Origin of the sequence: Bacillus atrophaeus (assembly GCF_001584335.1) — a bacterium.
GTDB lineage: Bacteria > Bacillota > Bacilli > Bacillales > Bacillaceae > Bacillus > Bacillus atrophaeus.
On the sequence record NZ_LSBB01000022.1, the window covers coordinates 1 to 16,731 of the forward strand.

At 37.7% G+C, this 16,731-nt stretch carries 15 protein-coding genes; all 15 read left to right on the forward strand.

The window, feature by feature from the left end:
• A partial coding sequence (locus AXI57_RS21640; RefSeq protein WP_162267652.1) for a hypothetical protein occupies positions 1-550 on the forward strand: 550 nt, incomplete at its 5' end.
• Between the two features lie 26 nt (positions 551-576).
• Positions 577-1,668: a hypothetical protein gene (locus AXI57_RS18985; RefSeq protein WP_061670942.1), complete on the forward strand. Its 1,092-nt coding sequence runs from the start codon at positions 577-579 to the stop codon at positions 1,666-1,668.
• Positions 1,669-1,717: 49 nt separating this feature from the next.
• Positions 1,718-4,078 carry a VirD4-like conjugal transfer protein, CD1115 family gene (locus tag AXI57_RS18990; RefSeq protein WP_061670943.1) on the forward strand — a complete coding sequence of 787 codons (2,361 nt, stop codon included), beginning with the start codon at positions 1,718-1,720 and terminating at the stop codon, positions 4,076-4,078.
• Positions 4,079-4,091: 13 nt separating this feature from the next.
• Positions 4,092-6,956, forward strand: coding sequence for a pLS20_p028 family conjugation system transmembrane protein (locus AXI57_RS18995; RefSeq protein ID WP_061670944.1), 2,865 nt, complete (start codon positions 4,092-4,094; stop codon positions 6,954-6,956).
• The gene (locus AXI57_RS19000; RefSeq protein WP_061670945.1) at positions 6,953-7,264 is read left to right on the forward strand and encodes a DUF5592 family protein; all 312 of its coding nucleotides are present in this window, start codon (positions 6,953-6,955) and stop codon (positions 7,262-7,264) included. The genes AXI57_RS18995 and AXI57_RS19000 overlap by 4 nt, the downstream gene beginning before the upstream one ends.
• 2 nt (positions 7,265-7,266) lie before the next feature.
• Positions 7,267-7,845, forward strand: a complete 579-nt coding sequence (locus AXI57_RS19005; RefSeq protein ID WP_061670946.1) for a hypothetical protein — start codon at positions 7,267-7,269, stop codon at positions 7,843-7,845.
• 13 nt (positions 7,846-7,858) lie between these two features.
• Positions 7,859-9,754 (forward strand): VirB4 family type IV secretion system protein, encoded by a 1,896-nt coding sequence (locus AXI57_RS19010; RefSeq protein ID WP_061670947.1) that lies wholly within the window; start codon positions 7,859-7,861, stop codon positions 9,752-9,754.
• A complete protein-coding gene (locus AXI57_RS19015; protein WP_061670948.1) occupies positions 9,754-10,380 on the forward strand; it encodes a hypothetical protein in 627 nt (208 codons plus the stop codon). The genes AXI57_RS19010 and AXI57_RS19015 overlap by 1 nt, the downstream gene beginning before the upstream one ends.
• Entirely contained in the window at positions 10,373-11,479 is a 1,107-nt protein-coding gene (locus tag AXI57_RS22325) for a bifunctional lytic transglycosylase/C40 family peptidase (RefSeq protein ID WP_081112798.1), read from the forward strand. Before AXI57_RS19015 ends, AXI57_RS22325 begins: the two co-directional genes overlap by 8 nt.
• An 18-nt stretch (positions 11,480-11,497) precedes the next feature.
• Positions 11,498-12,307: a hypothetical protein gene (locus AXI57_RS19025; protein WP_061670949.1), complete on the forward strand. Its 810-nt coding sequence runs from the start codon at positions 11,498-11,500 to the stop codon at positions 12,305-12,307.
• 333 nt (positions 12,308-12,640) lie between these two features.
• Positions 12,641-12,880, forward strand: a complete 240-nt coding sequence (locus tag AXI57_RS19035; RefSeq protein WP_061670951.1) for a hypothetical protein — start codon at positions 12,641-12,643, stop codon at positions 12,878-12,880.
• A gap of 182 nt (positions 12,881-13,062) precedes the next feature.
• Positions 13,063-13,506 carry a hypothetical protein gene (locus AXI57_RS19040; RefSeq protein ID WP_061670952.1) on the forward strand — a complete coding sequence of 148 codons (444 nt, stop codon included), beginning with the start codon at positions 13,063-13,065 and terminating at the stop codon, positions 13,504-13,506.
• Positions 13,506-14,738: a MobP2 family relaxase gene (gene mobP2 / locus AXI57_RS19045; protein ID WP_061670953.1), complete on the forward strand. Its 1,233-nt coding sequence runs from the start codon at positions 13,506-13,508 to the stop codon at positions 14,736-14,738. Before AXI57_RS19040 ends, mobP2 begins: the two co-directional genes overlap by 1 nt.
• 30 nt (positions 14,739-14,768) lie before the next feature.
• A complete protein-coding gene (locus AXI57_RS19050) occupies positions 14,769-15,239 on the forward strand; it encodes a hypothetical protein (RefSeq protein WP_061670954.1) in 471 nt (156 codons plus the stop codon).
• 74 nt (positions 15,240-15,313) lie between these two features.
• A complete protein-coding gene (locus AXI57_RS19055; protein ID WP_061670955.1) occupies positions 15,314-16,693 on the forward strand; it encodes a DUF3991 and TOPRIM domain-containing protein in 1,380 nt (459 codons plus the stop codon).
• The last annotated feature ends 38 nt before the right edge of the window (positions 16,694-16,731 follow it).

Sequence of the window (16,731 nt, forward strand, 5' to 3'; positions counted from 1 at the left end):
ACGTGCCCGCCAGGCTGAAGGGATTGTCGAGGAAAACAAAAAAGGAAAACCAGCTGCCGCTGTAAAAACATATTTATTTAATGGATTCAGTAAAGGAATAGTTCTTCTTAAAAAGCTGAAACAGCATGTACCTGATCGTAAAAATAAACGTGAAACACATATACCTTTAGTGGCACAAGAATCAGCTGCTATACCTGACTTTGAAAAGCAAATTTTGATGGCCAAGTTTGAATTGATTGAAGAAATTAAGCAAGAAAAACTTGAATTAGATAAAAAGTTGGCCAAAGAAAAGAAAAAGAAGCAAAGAGAGATGGATGCTGAAAAGAAAAAGGAAGACAAACATAAGAAAGCTTTGGCCAAACGTAGAAAACGAATGGCAGCACCTGGGCTTGGGTCCTCCAAGCTCATTTTGTTTGCCATTCTTCTTATTATCGGCGTACAGGTTTATTTCAACGTTGAATCAGGAAATAGCCCGCTAACAGTTCCCGGCTGGGTAATTGACATTGGAAATAAGGTCAGCAACCTAATAGCCTCTTACAAAAAGCTTTAACATTGTGAAGTAGAAAGGAGTATGCATTGGCCAATAACGTTGATCGATATAATGTTGATATGGAAAAGAAGGCGTCACCTTATCTAAATGCTCTTGGATCGGCTCTCAGCGAAGGTAAAAAAAGAGCTTTAAATGAATTTAATCAAGCCAATACCTTCTTGAACAGAGTCTTTAACAGAAAAAAAATTAATCAATTGTCCGAAAAGGTAAAGCTTTATAACTACTGTGAGAACCAAGTAAGAAGTAGCGATTTCAGAAGCAAGTTCTCTAAATTTGAAATTCTATCTGGAAGGGATTCTCAAATAAATATTAATGTATTTGGGGAACGAATTGAAACTGCTTTAGGAAGCTACTTCAAAGAACAAAGAGAAAACTTGACTCCTGGAAATAGTCTTGAAGCGTACGATGAGTTGTATAGGACAATGGTTAACTCACAAACCTTTTCATCTTTACGAGGGAATGATTTCACACCCAGATCAGAACAAGATACAAGTTTGATGGGATTTATTTCTGCTCAAAACGAGTATCAGAATTATGTGGCCGATTATCGTGAGTCTAAACCAATTCATCAAATCTTTCCAGACCAGTTCAAGGAAGGCATGTTGGAGAATGAAAGTAAACTTTACATCAACGAGTATACAAAACATTTAGCGTTAGTTCATGACGAGAACAAATCTATGTTGAAGAATGAATCCCCAGATTATGCTGCCATCAAAGAATTGGAAGGGGAAATTCGTTCTAATTTTAGTAAAGATCCGGAATATCCGGTTATTTTATTAAGGACAATGGCAGCAGATAACCTTAATAAACAAATAGAAACTGCTGTTAATATGACTAACTCCTTTATTAATGACTTTTCTAAAGGGATGAAAATTAAACAAGTACATTGGCCTACAACTGTGCCTGAACCTCTAACTTATGAGCAGTATAATCAAAATAAATCTAAATATCTTGAACAGCTATCAAAAGATGATGTGCTGATGAAAAAAAATGAAAAAGACCTGGCAACGGAAAGGGAACTAGAGAATATAGGGACTGAAAAAGGAAAAGTTGAAGTTCAAATTAAAAAAGCCTCAAATTCGAAAGGCTCAACAAGAGTTAAAGGTCTAGAAAGATAATAGAAGTGAGGAAGCCGTGTTTACGGCTTCTTTTTTTGAGGTGATCTTTTTGCATAAAGAATTCAAACAGTGGAAAAAAGTATTTGCAGATAAGTATTTTTTGATTGCCTTTACACTGTTTTGTTATGTGGCAGTGACGTGTATTGCTAATTTTTTTATACATCTTTTAAAACAAATTCCCGTAATACTCTCTTCTTTTAAAAACTTTGACCAGTCACAGCTTTCAAGTCCTTTTAGTTCGATGACCTGGAAGTGGTTCTTTGAATTTGATTGGAGTATGGGCATTGTTTATGTAGTAGTTTACGTTCTTGCTTCGATGTTCATATTGAGACAAGTGTATAGGTTTAGAATCGCTTTTCGTGATATCAATAAGCAAACGAAAGGCACAGCACGATGGACTGAGATTAAGGAGATTCAAGAAACCTATAAGGCTGTTAAAGATGGTGATAATGAGTATGAAGGCAGTGCAGGAATGCCGATTGTTCATTTTAATGACCATCTTTACGTTGACACAAACTCAACTCATACCCTTGTGGTTGCTTCAACACAATCCGGTAAGACTGAAACTTATTCCTATCCATATTTAGATGTCATTATGAGAGCAAAAGAAAAAGACTCTGTAGTAATTACAGATATAAAAGGTGACATGCTTAAAAATACCCGCGCTGAATTCGAAAAGTACGGTTATGAAGTTATGTGTTTCAACTTATTGAATCCGTATTGGGGAATGGCCTATAATCCATTGGAATTAGTTAAACAAGCATATTTGAAGAAAGACTATTCTAAAGCCCAAATGCTTTGTAATACACTATCTTACTCACTGTTCCATAATGATAAGTCACATGCAGATCCTATGTGGGAAAATGCATCTATTGCATTGGTAAACGCCTTGATTCTCGCGGTTTGTGATTTGTGCATTAAGAATGGACAGCCAGAAAACATCACGATGTATACATTGACAGTTATGTTAAACGAACTTGGAAGTAATCCAGATGAAGATGGGTATACACGACTTGATCATTTCTTTGGTAATTTGCCACCTTCTCACCCTGCTAAGTTACAGTATGGGACAATTCAATTTTCACAAGGCATAACACGCAGCGGTATTTACACAGGTACAATGGCCAAACTTAAAAACTATACTTACGATACAATCGCCCGAATGACAGCTCGTAATGACTTGAATATTGAGGATTTAGCTTACGGAGAAAAACCAGTCGCGTTATTCATTGTCTACCCTGATTGGGACGATTCTAACTACACTATTATTTCTACTTTCTTATCACAAGTAAATGCTGTGCTTTCCGAAAAAGCTACATTATCCAAAGAAAGTACACTTCCAAGGAAAGTAAGGTTTCTCTTTGAAGAAGTCGCTAATATCCCGCCAATTGAAGGGTTAAACAGATCCCTGGCAGTTGGTCTAAGCCGAGGTATGCTCTATACGCTTGTTATTCAAAACGTTTCTCAATTACGCGATGTCTATGGTGATGACATGGCCACTGCAATAATGGGGAACTTGGGCAATCAGATTTATATTATGAGTGACGAGTGGGAGGATGCTGAAAAGTTTAGCGAGAAGTTGGGGGTTACCACGGTAATCTCAGCTGATCGTCAAGGTGACTTAATGGATGTTCATAAGTCGTATAGCGAAAGAGAAGAAGAAAGGCCTTTAATGCTTCCTGACGAGCTAAGAAGATTGAAAAAAGGTGAGTGGGTTGTTTTAAGAACTAAAAAACGTGAGGATTTAAAAAGAAATAGGGTAGTTCCTTATCCGATTTTTGCTTCTTTAGATAACGGAACAAATATGCTGCATAGATACGAGTATTTGATGCATCGTTTTGATAATAAGATTGCTCTTGGTGATTTAGGGTTTAGAGGAGAGCATGAAACACTGGATCTGGAAAGCTTATTGATTGAATTTCAATTTAATGAACCTGTGAAGGAAAAAAGAAAAAGTAATTCAGGTAAAGGGAAAAAACCAAAAGCTAAAAAAGCTCCTGATGAACCTGTTTCTAGTGACTTGCCATTGCCTGAAGAACCGATTGGTTTTACTGAGCCTTCAGAAGGAATGGATTCACTATTTGCGTCAATTCCAGTCGAGAATATTGCCGAACATGGATTTTACGAAGATCCACCAATGAATGATTCATCTCATGACGATGATTTAGAAATGAGTGAGGGGGATGCTATTATGAATTCTCTTGAAGAGGTGTACGAAACGAGTACGCCTATTTCTGATGCAATTAAACCTGATCTTTACGTGTATATAAAGGTTCTTGCTCAAAAGAAATTATCAGATAGTGAATATGCGTATTTCGAGAGTCTGAAAACAGTTGAGGAATTAAGGGCCTTTTTTAGGGCACCAGAGAAACAGGGAATTTATGAACAAATAAAAAAACATATAGAGTAAGTGAGGGTTGTTTATGGATGATTCAGATATTCTGAAAATACTGCTTAGGTTTCAAGATTATCTATCCCTGACTTCAATTTGGACTGCACCATTCCGAGTCATCGGATGGTGGGTTATTATGGGCCTTGCCGCAATCGTAGATGCTTTGTCCGGCGGGATTGAAGAGATTTATGATTTGCTTAATTTTTTCGATAGTGAACAAATTAGTGGCTTTATAGATAAGTGGATGCCGGCTATTTTTGGATTAATGACATTGGCACTTGGCTTTCTTGGGTGGAAAATTATTGTTCAGAAGAAAACTGATTATGACAGAATTATTACAAGTTCACTATTTGCTTTGACTCTTTTCATTGTGCTTCCTTGGGGGATGCAGCAGGCATCGGACCTCTTACTTGCTGGAAAAGGAATGCTTGATGAAGACGGAAAGCTTAGTGTTTCCACCAAAATATATCAAAACAATATAGTTGATGTTTATAAAATTGATAAGGATGCTGAGTGGAGTAAGAAAGAATTCAAGAAGCTAAAGAAGAAAAATAATATTGAGAATGACCAGGATGTAAAACTTTTAGATATAACGGAGCCAGTTGATACGGGTGGGATTTTTCACTCTAGTCCGTTAACTAAAGATGGTGAAAAAATATTAGATAAAAAAGTAAGCGATGCGTCCGGTGAAAAGAAATTGGAGGACTTAGAGTCATTTTGGATACAAGATGATGAAGCTTATTATCGATATTCTTGGCACCCTTGGTACATGATGTTTGAACTTGGTACCATAGCGTTTGTTTTGTTTATGACCATGTTTAAGACAGCTCAGTTAATCATGGAACTAGGAATCTTAAAGATTTTCAGTGTAGGAACTGCTTTAACGGATCTAGAGCACGGACAACGTAATAAAAAATTCTTGGAAAAGATAAAGAATACTTTCATTGTTTTATTTTCAATCGAGCTTTTGTTACAATGCTACATCCTTTTCACAGATTACATGGGTCAAGCTGATATATCTGCACCGATAAAAATAGTTGTATTGATTGCAGCAGCTATTTTGACAGCGGATGGACCTAACTTTATTGAAGAAATGTTTGGTATAGATGCAGGTTTGAAGAGCATTTCGCGGAGTTTAGTTGGGTTATTTGCAGGTGCTAAAACAGCAAAAATGGCTACGGACTTTACCGCATCAACAGCTAAAAAGGCGGGGAAAATGGCAGGCAAAATTGCCAAGAAATCATCTGATGCTGCATTAGTTGGTATGGGTGCTGGAAAGGGTATACTTGATGGTTTTAAAGAAAACATGGACGCTGCTAAAAGTGGTGGAGGAAGTAATGGTGGAGCTACCGGAAAAGATAATAATACGCCGTTGTCTCATGGTTTAGCCGGTAAGCCGACTAATGTTATGTCAGACGAGGCTCTAAAAGAAGCAATGATGTCTGGCGACGATCAGAAAGAGAAAGAAAAAGATAAATCATCACAATCTGATTCTCCATTGTCTTCTATGAATAAAGAAAATAGCTCTGAGTCATCAGCAGCAGAAGATTCTGAAAATCGCGAGGGTAGATCAGGTATAGAAAATGGATCTCGAATGGAAGATCATAATACACCGCTATCATCCATGTCCGCGGGAGACGAAGCTGGAATCAAGAGTGAGAATGGAACAGACAATATTCTATCAAAAGATGGAGATACACCATTGCAAGCATCAAAAGAACAGTCGAGTCCTGATGAAGCTAGTGATGGTTTAGGTGCTCAGCAAGGTAAAAACATTGAAATGGCTGCTGATAAAGACGGAAATACGCCGTTGTCTAATATGGCAGCATCTGAAGAAATACAACCTGGTCAACCTGGTGGAGCTGTTGCCGACAAAGACGGAAATACACCGTTGTCCAACATGGCAGCATCTGAAGGAGTACATTCTGGCCAACCTGATGGAGCTGCTACTGACAAAGATGGAAATACCCCGCTGTCTAACATGACAGGTGATAGCCCAATTCCAGGGCAAGTTGGCGGAAACGCGCCAGACAGCTCTAATACACCGTTATCACCTCAGGGGCCAACAGAAAGTCCGGTGCCAGGGCAAGTTGGCGGAAACGCACCAGGCAGCTCTAATACACCGTTATCACCTCAGGGGCCAACAGAAAGCCCAATTCCAGGACAAGTCGGTGGAAGCGCACCAGGCAGTTCAAACACACCATTATCATCCCAAGGACCAGCTGCAGGACCAATTTCTAGTCAGATCGGTGGAAACACACCAATTACACCTGGTAGACAATTATCTCAGGGACCGATTAATGGTGGTTCTGTAGCAAACAATAGCACTTCCGATAATGGATGGGATTCATTGTTTGCAACTATGCCGCAGAATATAGGTTCACATTCTTCCGGAAGCCCAATGTCAAGTAGTCCTATTTCACAGGTGCCGGCTTCAATGACACCTATTACATCAAGCAGTAATCCTGCTATCAGTAATGCATCGACAGTCAATTCCGTTACTAATGGCTCTAATTCATCTTATTCGGCACCTACACCGGCAAATAACATTTTGCCGACACACCGCGCTGCCGTAGGAAATGTTTTATCAACCTATAGAGCACCTGTACAAAATACGGGAAGTGGCCGTTTTGACTATTCACCTAAAGTAATGAGTACAGTAAGCAATAAACCAATTGGAATGCCTAAGCATGTTCAAGCAAGTGCAGAAGCATTTAAAAATCAGATGACAAGAAGGCCGACTACTAATATGACAGCAAAAGATGTTTTGGTTAATAAATATGCTGATTTGGCACAACGGATACATGATTCAAAATCAATTAGGAATTCAAGAGCTGCATACGATATCGCGAAAAACACTGTGACAGCTGGACTTAAAGGGGAGAGTGAAAAATGAGACAGACCCTGACAGTATCAGAGAATATTCAAGCAAAAATACAATGGAATAAGTTGACGGTCGTGGATGGGTTTATGATCATTGGGAGTTTAGCTGTCGGGTATTTTATGAAAGGCCTGGTATACCCGTATCTTCAGGTCCCTTTTGTATTATTTGTAGTGCTTGCTACTACATTTTATCTTTGGCCATGTCCAGATTCTCCTAATAAAAAGATTTATGAAATGACTCTCATAGTCTTTAGAAAAGATAGTCGGACATATAAAGCACAAGAGCCTGTTATTGGTTCAGAGATAGGACAGGAGGATTAAACATGGGATTTGATGCATTATCGGTTAAACAGAAAAGCAAGTCAGGTACCGGTAGAAAATCCAAAAAGATGCAAAAAAGTTTAGACCGAATTAATCGTGTGTATCCGATATGTGGAGTTACACAAGAAGGTTATGTGAAAACAAAAATTGGTCTTAAACAAGGATTCTTTGAAATATTGGATGTCAAACATTACGATACCAATATCTTTGATAAAAAAGATTTTGATGAAGTGACGGAGACCTATTGGAAACTGCAGCAGCTATATTCAAGTTCACTTAAAGAATTGCATATGAATTTACCTGAAGACAATCAAATTCAACAGGAATACCTTAACTATAAGATTGAAAGAACAACTAATGTAGAACGGTTAAAGGTACTGAAAGCTGAACTCGAAAAATTAAAATTTATAGAAAAGACATATAAAAGCCGTAGAACTTATCTCTATGTCTTTGGGAAAACGGAAGAAGAAGTAACCAAGAATATTGAAGAATTACGTCCTTTCCAACACTTCTTGGAGCCGCAGCCAGTATCCCTTGAAAAAAAGATCAGGATTTTGCATGGAATAAACAATTTTATTTAGGCGGTGAGTTAATATGGATCAAATTGAGAAAGACTTGAATTTTGTTTATGCCACCCAGCCAATGGGTGGTATTTCTTTTAAAGATGAGTTTTTTAATAGGACAGGTGACGGGTATGTTGCATGTCTACATGTATATCGTTATCCCGAAAACTTTACACCCCACTGGTTAAAAAAACTAACCAGTATTCATAATACAATTGTTACGGTTGATACTTATACACCAAAAGATATAGATTATGCTGATAAAGTAAAGCATTCTACAACAGAAATGCGCTCAAGAATGAATAATGCAACTAGCCAAACTGAATATGATTTAGCACACGAAGAATTCCAATCATTAAGGGAGCTTGGCATAGCCCTTAATAAAGGCGGAGAAGTAATTAAACAGATTCATATTCGAATTTTTTTGCATGGTGCTACACAATCAGATTTAGAGAATCGTGTATGGGAGATCCAAAAACAAATTGACAGTGATGGTTTTAAGAGTAAAGTATTCCTAGATGAAAATAAGGAAGAATGGCAATCGTTGTTTCTTGATTATGAAACTCAGCTCAGCTTACCAAATAAAAGGATAGGTAATGATATGCCGGCTGAAGCAATAGGATTAGGATTTGCGTATGATCAAACCAGTCTTAGTGATCCGACTGGTCTTTATTATGGTTATACCTTTACTAAAGGAACTGTCTATTGGGACTTGTTTCATAAATCATCAAAAAGGCTTTATTATAACATGTTCGTTTCCGGAGACATGGGATCAGGGAAGTCTACACTACTAAAAAAGATACTTAGAGATAATGCGTCTAAGGGAAATTTTATCCGTGGATTTGATAAATCAGGTGAATTCCATGCAGTAACTGCAGATCAGGGCGGGATAACGATTGACTTGGATGGGAGCAATGGCCGTATAAATTTAATGCAGATATTCCCTTCAGTTACTAAAAAAACAGGAGATAAAATTGTAATAGATGAAAGTGCTTCTTTTAGACAGCATGTTTCAAAATTAAATACGTGTTTCCGCATTCAAACCCCTAAAGCTAACGATAATGTGTTAGTTCAATTTGATGAATTAGTATATGGATTTTACGAGAAACATAACTTCTGGGGTGAAAATTCACGTCCAAATATTACTCAGTTATCTCCTGAAGAATATCCATTATTATCTGATTTTCAAGCATATTGTGAAGAAAGATATCACGCAGAAAAAGATCCGAATTTCAAGTCCAGAATTGGTGACATAGCTATGTCAATAAAGAACCTTGTTACTCAATTTGGAGAGATATTTGATGGTATCACCACTATTCCCGATATGGTGAATGAACAGATTGTTTTTTATGACATAGGGAACCTGTCTCAGCTAAGTGAGGAAGTAAAGGATATTCAGATATTTAATGCGCTCAGTCAAATTTGGGGAACGATGATGAAAGTCGGGAGACAAGCGAAAGAAGCTTATGATAAAGGTGAAATTCATTGGTTTGATATTACGAGATTCCTTATTATACTTGATGAGTGTCACAATTTGTTAGAATTGAAAAAAGCTTTTACTGCGAACTTTTTTGTTACTCTTATGTCTGAAGCTCGTAAATTCTTTGGAGGGCTGGTATTGGCCACACAGCGTATTGAACGGATGTTTCCAAATACCAATACTTCTGATCCGGATATGGCTTTAGCAGCAAATAAACTTCGTGAAATATTTGGGTTAACGCAGTATAAAGCACTGTTCAAACAAGATCAGACATCAATGAAATTAATTAAGAGTTTATTTGAAGACCAAATGACAGACAATGAGTATGCTCTGCTGCCTAAATTTGAAACTGGTGATTGTATTCTTTCGATAGCTGGGGATCGTAATTTAGTTATGCATGTAGAGGCTACCCAAGAGGAACTTGAACTGTTTGAAGGTGGGGCTTAATGTTGAAAAAGATTCCGGCAAATGAAGAAAATGCAGAAAAAAAGATTGTTAGGCAAAAGAAGCTGTTTATTGTCATATGTATTGTTTTTATTGGGGCTATGCTGCTTTATTTTATGGGTGGGAGTAATAAAGAAAAGGTAACAAAGAATGAACAAAAAGAAAGCTTAGTTAAAGAGGATAGTTTAGAGCAATCAACCTCTAAAAGTTCTATTGTGAAGGAAGAAAAAGCAGATGATAAAGATAAGCAAGAAATGCAACAAACACTGAAATCCTTTATAGAATCATACTACTCGTACGATTATAAAAATAAAGACAAGCATTTAAAGGAGTCAAAAAAATATTTGACGCCTGAATTTTATAAGGAATTAAGTCTTGCTGAAGAAAATAATACAAAAGTACAGCCTTATGCTTATCGAAAAGTACAGAACATTTCCTATTCGGGCTTCTCTTTAGTCAACGGAAAGCCTCATTGGATTGTTAGTGTTAATACTGAATTAATGGATGAAAAGAGGAAGGTCACTGGCACTATTGAAGTTGAATTTGAATTGGATTTAGATAAAAGAGAAGATAATTGGACCGTATCATATTTTGCTGTGACAGGTAAAGGGTTGAAAGAGAATGGATAACGGGGCAGCTGCCGCCAAAGAAGCAGTGAAATACTTAATTAAGAAACAATTACAGAAGCGCGCGCTTCTGTTTTTTTTCTGCTCTTGGGCCGGTTTAATTACGATTGTAGTATGTGTAGTTATTGTCGGTGCGATAGGGATAATATCTGGCTTATCAGGTTCAGATTCAGGCGGAGGCGGCGGAGAATCTGCGATAAACATTGCGCCAGAAGTTGAACAGTATAGGGCGGTAGTAGAGAAAGAATGTAAAGCGAATGACATACCAGATTTAGTCGATCTAATACTAGCGCTGATTATGCAAGAGTCTGGCGGAAAGTCATTAGATGTGATGCAAGCGAGTGAATCAAAAGGGCTACCTCCAAACTCGATAACAGATCCTCATGAATCAATAAAAGTAGGTGTCGCAAACTTTGCTTCAGTATATAAAGAAGCGAAAGCAGCGAAAAAAAATGTCAAAGAAACGGCGTTGCAAGGCTACAACTTTGGGAGTGGATATATCAATTGGGCGATAAAGAAAAGTGGAGGTTGGACAAAAGAAAACGCTGCTGATTTTTCTCGGATTCACAGTAACGGCCAACAGCGACCAAACGGAACTTGGATGTATGGAGATCAACTTTATGTAGAGCACGTTATGAGATACCTAAAGCCCAATAACGGTGAAAATGGTGGAGAAGTTGAGGTAATAAAGGGTGGAAACAAAGTTATTGAGAAAGCAATAAAAGAAGGCTCAGCTTATATAGGAAGGTCCACTTATGTAATGGGTGGAGGGAGAACTCAAAGTGACATTTCAAAGGGGATCTTTGACTGTAGCAGCTTTGTACACTATGCGTTTAACAAGGCAGGTTTATCCCTTGGAAATTTAGCCTCTACAACAACTGACACACTTGTTGTACGCGGAAAAAAAGTCAAATATTCAAATATAAAAAGAGGCGATTTAGTATTCTTTGATACTTATAAAGTAAACGGTCATGTTGGAATCTATCTTGGAAATGGGGAGTTTTTAAATTGCCAAAATAGTTACGGTGTTAGCGTGGCAAAGATGAGTAATAGCTATTGGAAAAGTCATTTTAATGGGGTCGTTGTACGTATTACAGAGTAAAGGAGGGGAACTGAAAAAGTGAAAATAAAATTTAAAACTGTCGGTGCAAAATATAAAGTTTCTACCGGCGTAATTGCCATAATCCTGCTGTTTTTCTTGTCCAGCAGGATCATTTTTGATTCGCCTATTGAAGAAGAAAACACAAAACTAAACACCCCCGTTAGTATAAATAACATGACTGTGGAAATGACAGATCGAACTTATTTTTCAGACAAACACATGCTTGAAATTGATTTTATGATCACAGATTCTCTACAAGATATTCCTCCAAAATTAGATGCTGTTGTTAAGGAAAAATCTAATAAGAGAAAGAAATATCATCCCGAAATCATCAAGATTCGTGATGATTTTTACGTGTTGTTTGTAAAAGATATTCCGGAAGATTGGACAGCAGTTTCGGTTCAGCTGACTGATGAAAATGATGAAGAATCAAGCTCAATTGGATCGAGCAAAAAGACCTATTCATCATCTGCAGATACGAAAACAATGGATGTTTTTGTGAAAAGAAATAAGGATTATTATGAAGCAAAATATATCGATTTAAAGATCAAAAAAAATAAAAAGTTGATAAAAGAAGAAGAGAAAAAGCAGAAAGAATATGCGGTTGAAATCACACTATTAAACTCACGAATCTCGTCTTTAAAAGAAGATAAGGAGTATCAGATTGGAAAAGAAAAAGAGGAAACAGAATCACAAATCTCAGCCAATGAAAGCAAAATATCTTCAAAAGAAGAGGCAATAAAAACGAGCAAAGAAACGCTGGATGAACTTGAAAAACGAAATGAATTATTAAAGAAAAGAAAGAGCAATCTCGTCATCGAAGAATAAATTTTAGGGTGAGGTACAGTTGTTTGCTTGTACATAAATTGAAGATATATGTACATTCAGCTCTAAATCACCTAAATATTGGTTGCTCATAAACGTTTTATTTATGTGCATTCATCAATAAATCTGGTACCACGAAAAAACAAACCGCACTGCGGTTTCACCATGTAAATGGTGCCAGTTTCCCCTTATGCTCTTTCCTTTTCCACCCCCTCCTTCCTTCGGAATCGGGGGCCGGCTTTTGCTGCCGCAAAAAGCCTTGGAAAAAGAAACACTTTTTTGAACAGATCGTTGCCATGTAAAGTGCAAAAAATCGATGAAAAGGAGCGTTAACAAATGCCGGATCTCAACATCAAAGGTCTTTCAAAAGATACAATCAACAAGCTTGCAGATAAAGCGAGGAAGGCAGGACTTTCTCAGCAAGAATATCTCCGGCAATTGCTTGATAAACACGTTGTTGCCGATGAAGTTGAGGGCGTGCGAAGTGAATTAGGAGAAGTCATTAAATCTGTAACGTTCGCCCTCGAACAAAACACCAAAGTGCTTAACGAATTCATCAGAGTAAATGAAGGATAGCGACCGATTGAGGACGCTATCCTTGTTTCTTTTTAAAACAGCAAATGAGCTGACCGCAGTGTTTAAAGTGCAATGATATTTTCTTTTTTAAAGACCGTCTTTAAAGAGAAGATAAATGAGCTGCATAGATCATTTTATGCTGTCATGCGGATAAAAGATATTGGAAAGTGAGGTTATATCATATGGCAAAAGTAAAGAAGCACCTTACCTTTAGCGATCCGACAGAATCACCGTATGGTATTGCTTATATTGAAAAAGAAATGAAAGCGAAGAATTGCTCAAAAATGAATGAAACAATTGAACGGATCTTTGCTGAACATGATGAAATGAAAGCGAGATTAAATGACGAAGATGCACTTGTCGAGAAAATATTTCAGCGTTTTAAGAAGACGCTTGACGTTATCCGCGTGCGCGCCGGACACACGGATAAAAATGCACAAATTAACTTAGAGCTTTGGAATGCATTTCTCATGGCCAACCCACTAGCTGTGACAGTTTTAACTGATCAGCATACTTCTGAATCAGTATCGTTGGCCAAAGAGAAAGTTAGCAATGACATAGCTGCATTTAAGCAAAGGAAAGATGAACAGAAGGCCAAGCAAGATATGCTGAAGGGTGAAAAATAATGGATTCTCCTGGCGTTGTATTAGTCTCTAAATATGTTTCGGGCAAATCAACAAAATTTTCGAAGTATGTCAATTATATCAACCGTGATGAAGCAGTCCGAACGGAGAAATTTCAGACCTACAATGTGAATAAGTTAGACGGGTACAATCAGTATATGGGGAACCCGGAAAAGAGCAGCGGGATCTTCACCCAGCACAAAGATAGCTTATCACCAGTAGAAAAAAATCAGCTGAAGGAGATTTTCAGACAAGCCCAAAAAAATGATTCAGTCATGTGGCAAGATGTCATAAGTTTCGATAACAAGTGGTTAGAAGAACGCGGGATTTATAACTCGAAAACTGGCTGGGTCAATGAAGGGGCAATTCAAAACTCTATTCGAAAAGGAATGGAAGTTTTATTAAGAGAAGAGCAGCTTGAACAAAGTGGCGTTTGGTCCGCAGCCATACATTACAACACTGATAATATCCATGTCCACATTGCGCTAGTTGAACCCAATCCGACAAAAGAGTACGGCGTCTTTACGAACAAAAAAACAGGTGAGGTTTACCAGGCTCGGCGTGGGAATCGGAAATTAAAAACCCTGGATAAAATGAAAAGTAAGGTTGCAAACACCCTCATGGATCGGGACAAAGAACTTAGTAAAATATCGCAGTTGATCCATGACCGTATTGCTCCTAAAGGCCTTAAATTTCAACCTAGATTGGATACATACATGACGAAGATGTATAACCATATCTACGAGAATCTGCCGGAAGACATGAGACTGTGGAAATATAATAACAATGCCTTGAATAATATCCGGCCGGAGATAGACAGCGTAATTACGATGTACATTCAAAAGTATCATCCTGAAGACTATAAAGAGCTAGATCAGTCGTTAAAAGAAGAAATGGAATTCAGAAAATCAGTATACGGAGACGGGTCAAAACAGGTAGAGAGATATAAAGAGTATAGGAAAAATAAACATAAAGAACTCTACACTAAATTAGGGAACTCCATGCTGAAGGAAATGGCTGAAATACGCAGGCGTGAGTCGCAATCAAAACAAATTAGTCGCTCAGGCACCTATGCTCCTGGTTCAGTATCACATAGACAATGGGATACAAAGGGTAGGCGCATAAAAAGATCAGATATCAATAAAATCAAGCACGCTTTAGATAAAGATTATCAGAGCATGAAAAACATGCGTAAGTACCAACAAATGCAGTATGAAATGGAACAGAGCCGGTAGGCAAGTCTGAAATTAAAGGAGAGGCAGCCAATGATTTTTAAACTAGATCACTATATCAATGAAGAGAGAGATCCAGATTATTTGCTTTTTATCGAAAAGGACATTGAACCTTCACGATTTGAGGATGAACTTTTAGAGCTTATAGAGATAATTGCATGTATTCATTTTAGATTTGAGCAGCTTGTTAGGGATGATATTTGTGTGGCAGGAAAAGATATAGTGTTCCTTCTTGAGAAGTATTATGGTTTCAAAAACGTAACGTCCGAATACATGTGGTTAGAAAAAGAAACAAGGCTGCCGCGTGAGGAATGGTATGTTTTTAACGAATTCAGAGTTGGCACTAACCAAGTGCCCGTGTTTCAAATAGATGTATATAATGCGCGGGAAGCATGCTGCGGACCGGAATACAGAAATCTCATGATAAACAGGCTGCCACTTGATAAGGAATTCGATAATGATATTGAAAAGCTGGGGGCTTTTTATGTTGGTGAACAGCATTAAAAATTAAAGAAAACACATGTGAGATCAGGATAAATCCTGGTCTTTTTTTTATGACTATAAAAGGGGGAGTTTAAATGCCTAGAGTAAGTGAAGATGTCATAAAACAAGCAGCTGCAGTTGATATTGTAGACTTCTGTGAGGCCAATGGTTATGAGCTTGTTAAATTGAGCGATAGATGGTATCAGGGCGCTGAACACGATAGCTTAATGATTGATAAAGAGAAAAACAGCTTTCAGTGGTTTTCCCAGGGGAAGAACGGAAATTCAATTGATTTTGTTCGCACATTTTACGGAAAAAGCTTCCGTGAAGCTGTATCAATGCTCACTGAAAAAGACTATAAGCATACAAAAGAAGTTAAAGAGCAGCCGCAAAAAGAATTCGTTTATGACATCGATCATGATAACTCCACAGAACAAGTTGAACGTTACTTGACTGAAGAAAGAGGCATCGATAAAGGGATAGTAAATGCTCTAATTGCTAAAGGATTACTGAGACAGGATAAGAAGAAAAACTGTGTGTTTGTTTGGGGGAATACAGGCAAGCGTGTAGGTGCCGATCTTCAGGGCACCATTACAATGAATAAATACGGAAAGAGAACGACATTTAAACAAATTAAATCAGATTCTCAGCGGAATTATGGCTTTAATGTCTCATTAGGCGTCCCTAAAAAACTTTATTTTTTTGAGGCGCCTATTGATCTGTTAAGTTATTGGACAATGTATAAAGATCAATTATCGAATTGCCGTCTCATTTCAATGAACGGAGTGAAGAAAAACACGGTTTTCAACCTGATAAAGCATACAATGATATCCCGCGGTGTGGCTCCGACAGAGGGAGTATACTTCGGAGTTGATAATGACCATGCTGGGCACAAATTTATGGATGAAATACGACAATATGAGTTTTCCGTTAAAGGGGAGGAAGTCAAATTTCATAACTTAATCCCGGCAGACAATCATATCCCTAAAGAATATTTAGAACTGTATCAAACATACGGCAGTCAATATGGGGTCGATTGGAAGTACCTAGCTGCTATTCATAAAGCTGAAACGAACCTTGGAAATACAAATGAGATTACGAACGGTTATGGTTTTGGCAAGTATTTTGGTGCTAAACAGCTGCCTAGTGAAAAACCCTATGAGATCCAGGTGCCAATAGCAATAGAAGAAGCTGCCAGGGCGTTAAAAGCTAACACTATAGATGGAAAAACTGATCTAGGATCAGTTTTAAAACAGGATGTAAAAGAGGTTGATCTGACTAATCAGGTGAAAATGCAACAGAAAGTACAACTTTATTACGACAACTATAATGATCTAGGATATCTGCCGGTGGAAGAGGTTTCTAAGGATTGGAATGATGTGCTGAAGGTCCGTAGAGCTGCTTCAAAACATCGCGAAAAAACACATTCTCAAAAGCAACATAGGAGCAAGAAAAATATGCTTGTTAGGGGGTGATAAAACACCGATTTACCTGAATTAATCAAGGGAAAACA

What these genes read in the sequence shown, in the direction of transcription:
- AXI57_RS18995 (WP_061670944.1), top strand. Translation starts at nt 4,092, where the DNA reads ATGGATGATTCAGATATTCTGAAAATACTGCTTAGGTTTCAAGATTAT.
- AXI57_RS19010 (WP_061670947.1), top strand. Translation starts at nt 7,859, where the DNA reads ATGGATCAAATTGAGAAAGACTTGAATTTTGTTTATGCCACCCAGCCA.
- AXI57_RS19005 (WP_061670946.1), top strand. Translation starts at nt 7,267, where the DNA reads ATGGGATTTGATGCATTATCGGTTAAACAGAAAAGCAAGTCAGGTACC.
- AXI57_RS19050 (WP_061670954.1), top strand. Translation starts at nt 14,769, where the DNA reads ATGATTTTTAAACTAGATCACTATATCAATGAAGAGAGAGATCCAGAT.
- AXI57_RS19040 (WP_061670952.1), top strand. Translation starts at nt 13,063, where the DNA reads ATGGCAAAAGTAAAGAAGCACCTTACCTTTAGCGATCCGACAGAATCA.
- AXI57_RS19000 (WP_061670945.1), top strand. Translation starts at nt 6,953, where the DNA reads ATGAGACAGACCCTGACAGTATCAGAGAATATTCAAGCAAAAATACAA.
- AXI57_RS19055 (WP_061670955.1), top strand. Translation starts at nt 15,314, where the DNA reads ATGCCTAGAGTAAGTGAAGATGTCATAAAACAAGCAGCTGCAGTTGAT.
- AXI57_RS19035 (WP_061670951.1), top strand. Translation starts at nt 12,641, where the DNA reads ATGCCGGATCTCAACATCAAAGGTCTTTCAAAAGATACAATCAACAAG.
- mobP2 (WP_061670953.1), top strand. Translation starts at nt 13,506, where the DNA reads ATGGATTCTCCTGGCGTTGTATTAGTCTCTAAATATGTTTCGGGCAAA.
- AXI57_RS22325 (WP_081112798.1), top strand. Translation starts at nt 10,373, where the DNA reads ATGGATAACGGGGCAGCTGCCGCCAAAGAAGCAGTGAAATACTTAATT.
- AXI57_RS19015 (WP_061670948.1), top strand. Translation starts at nt 9,754, where the DNA reads ATGTTGAAAAAGATTCCGGCAAATGAAGAAAATGCAGAAAAAAAGATT.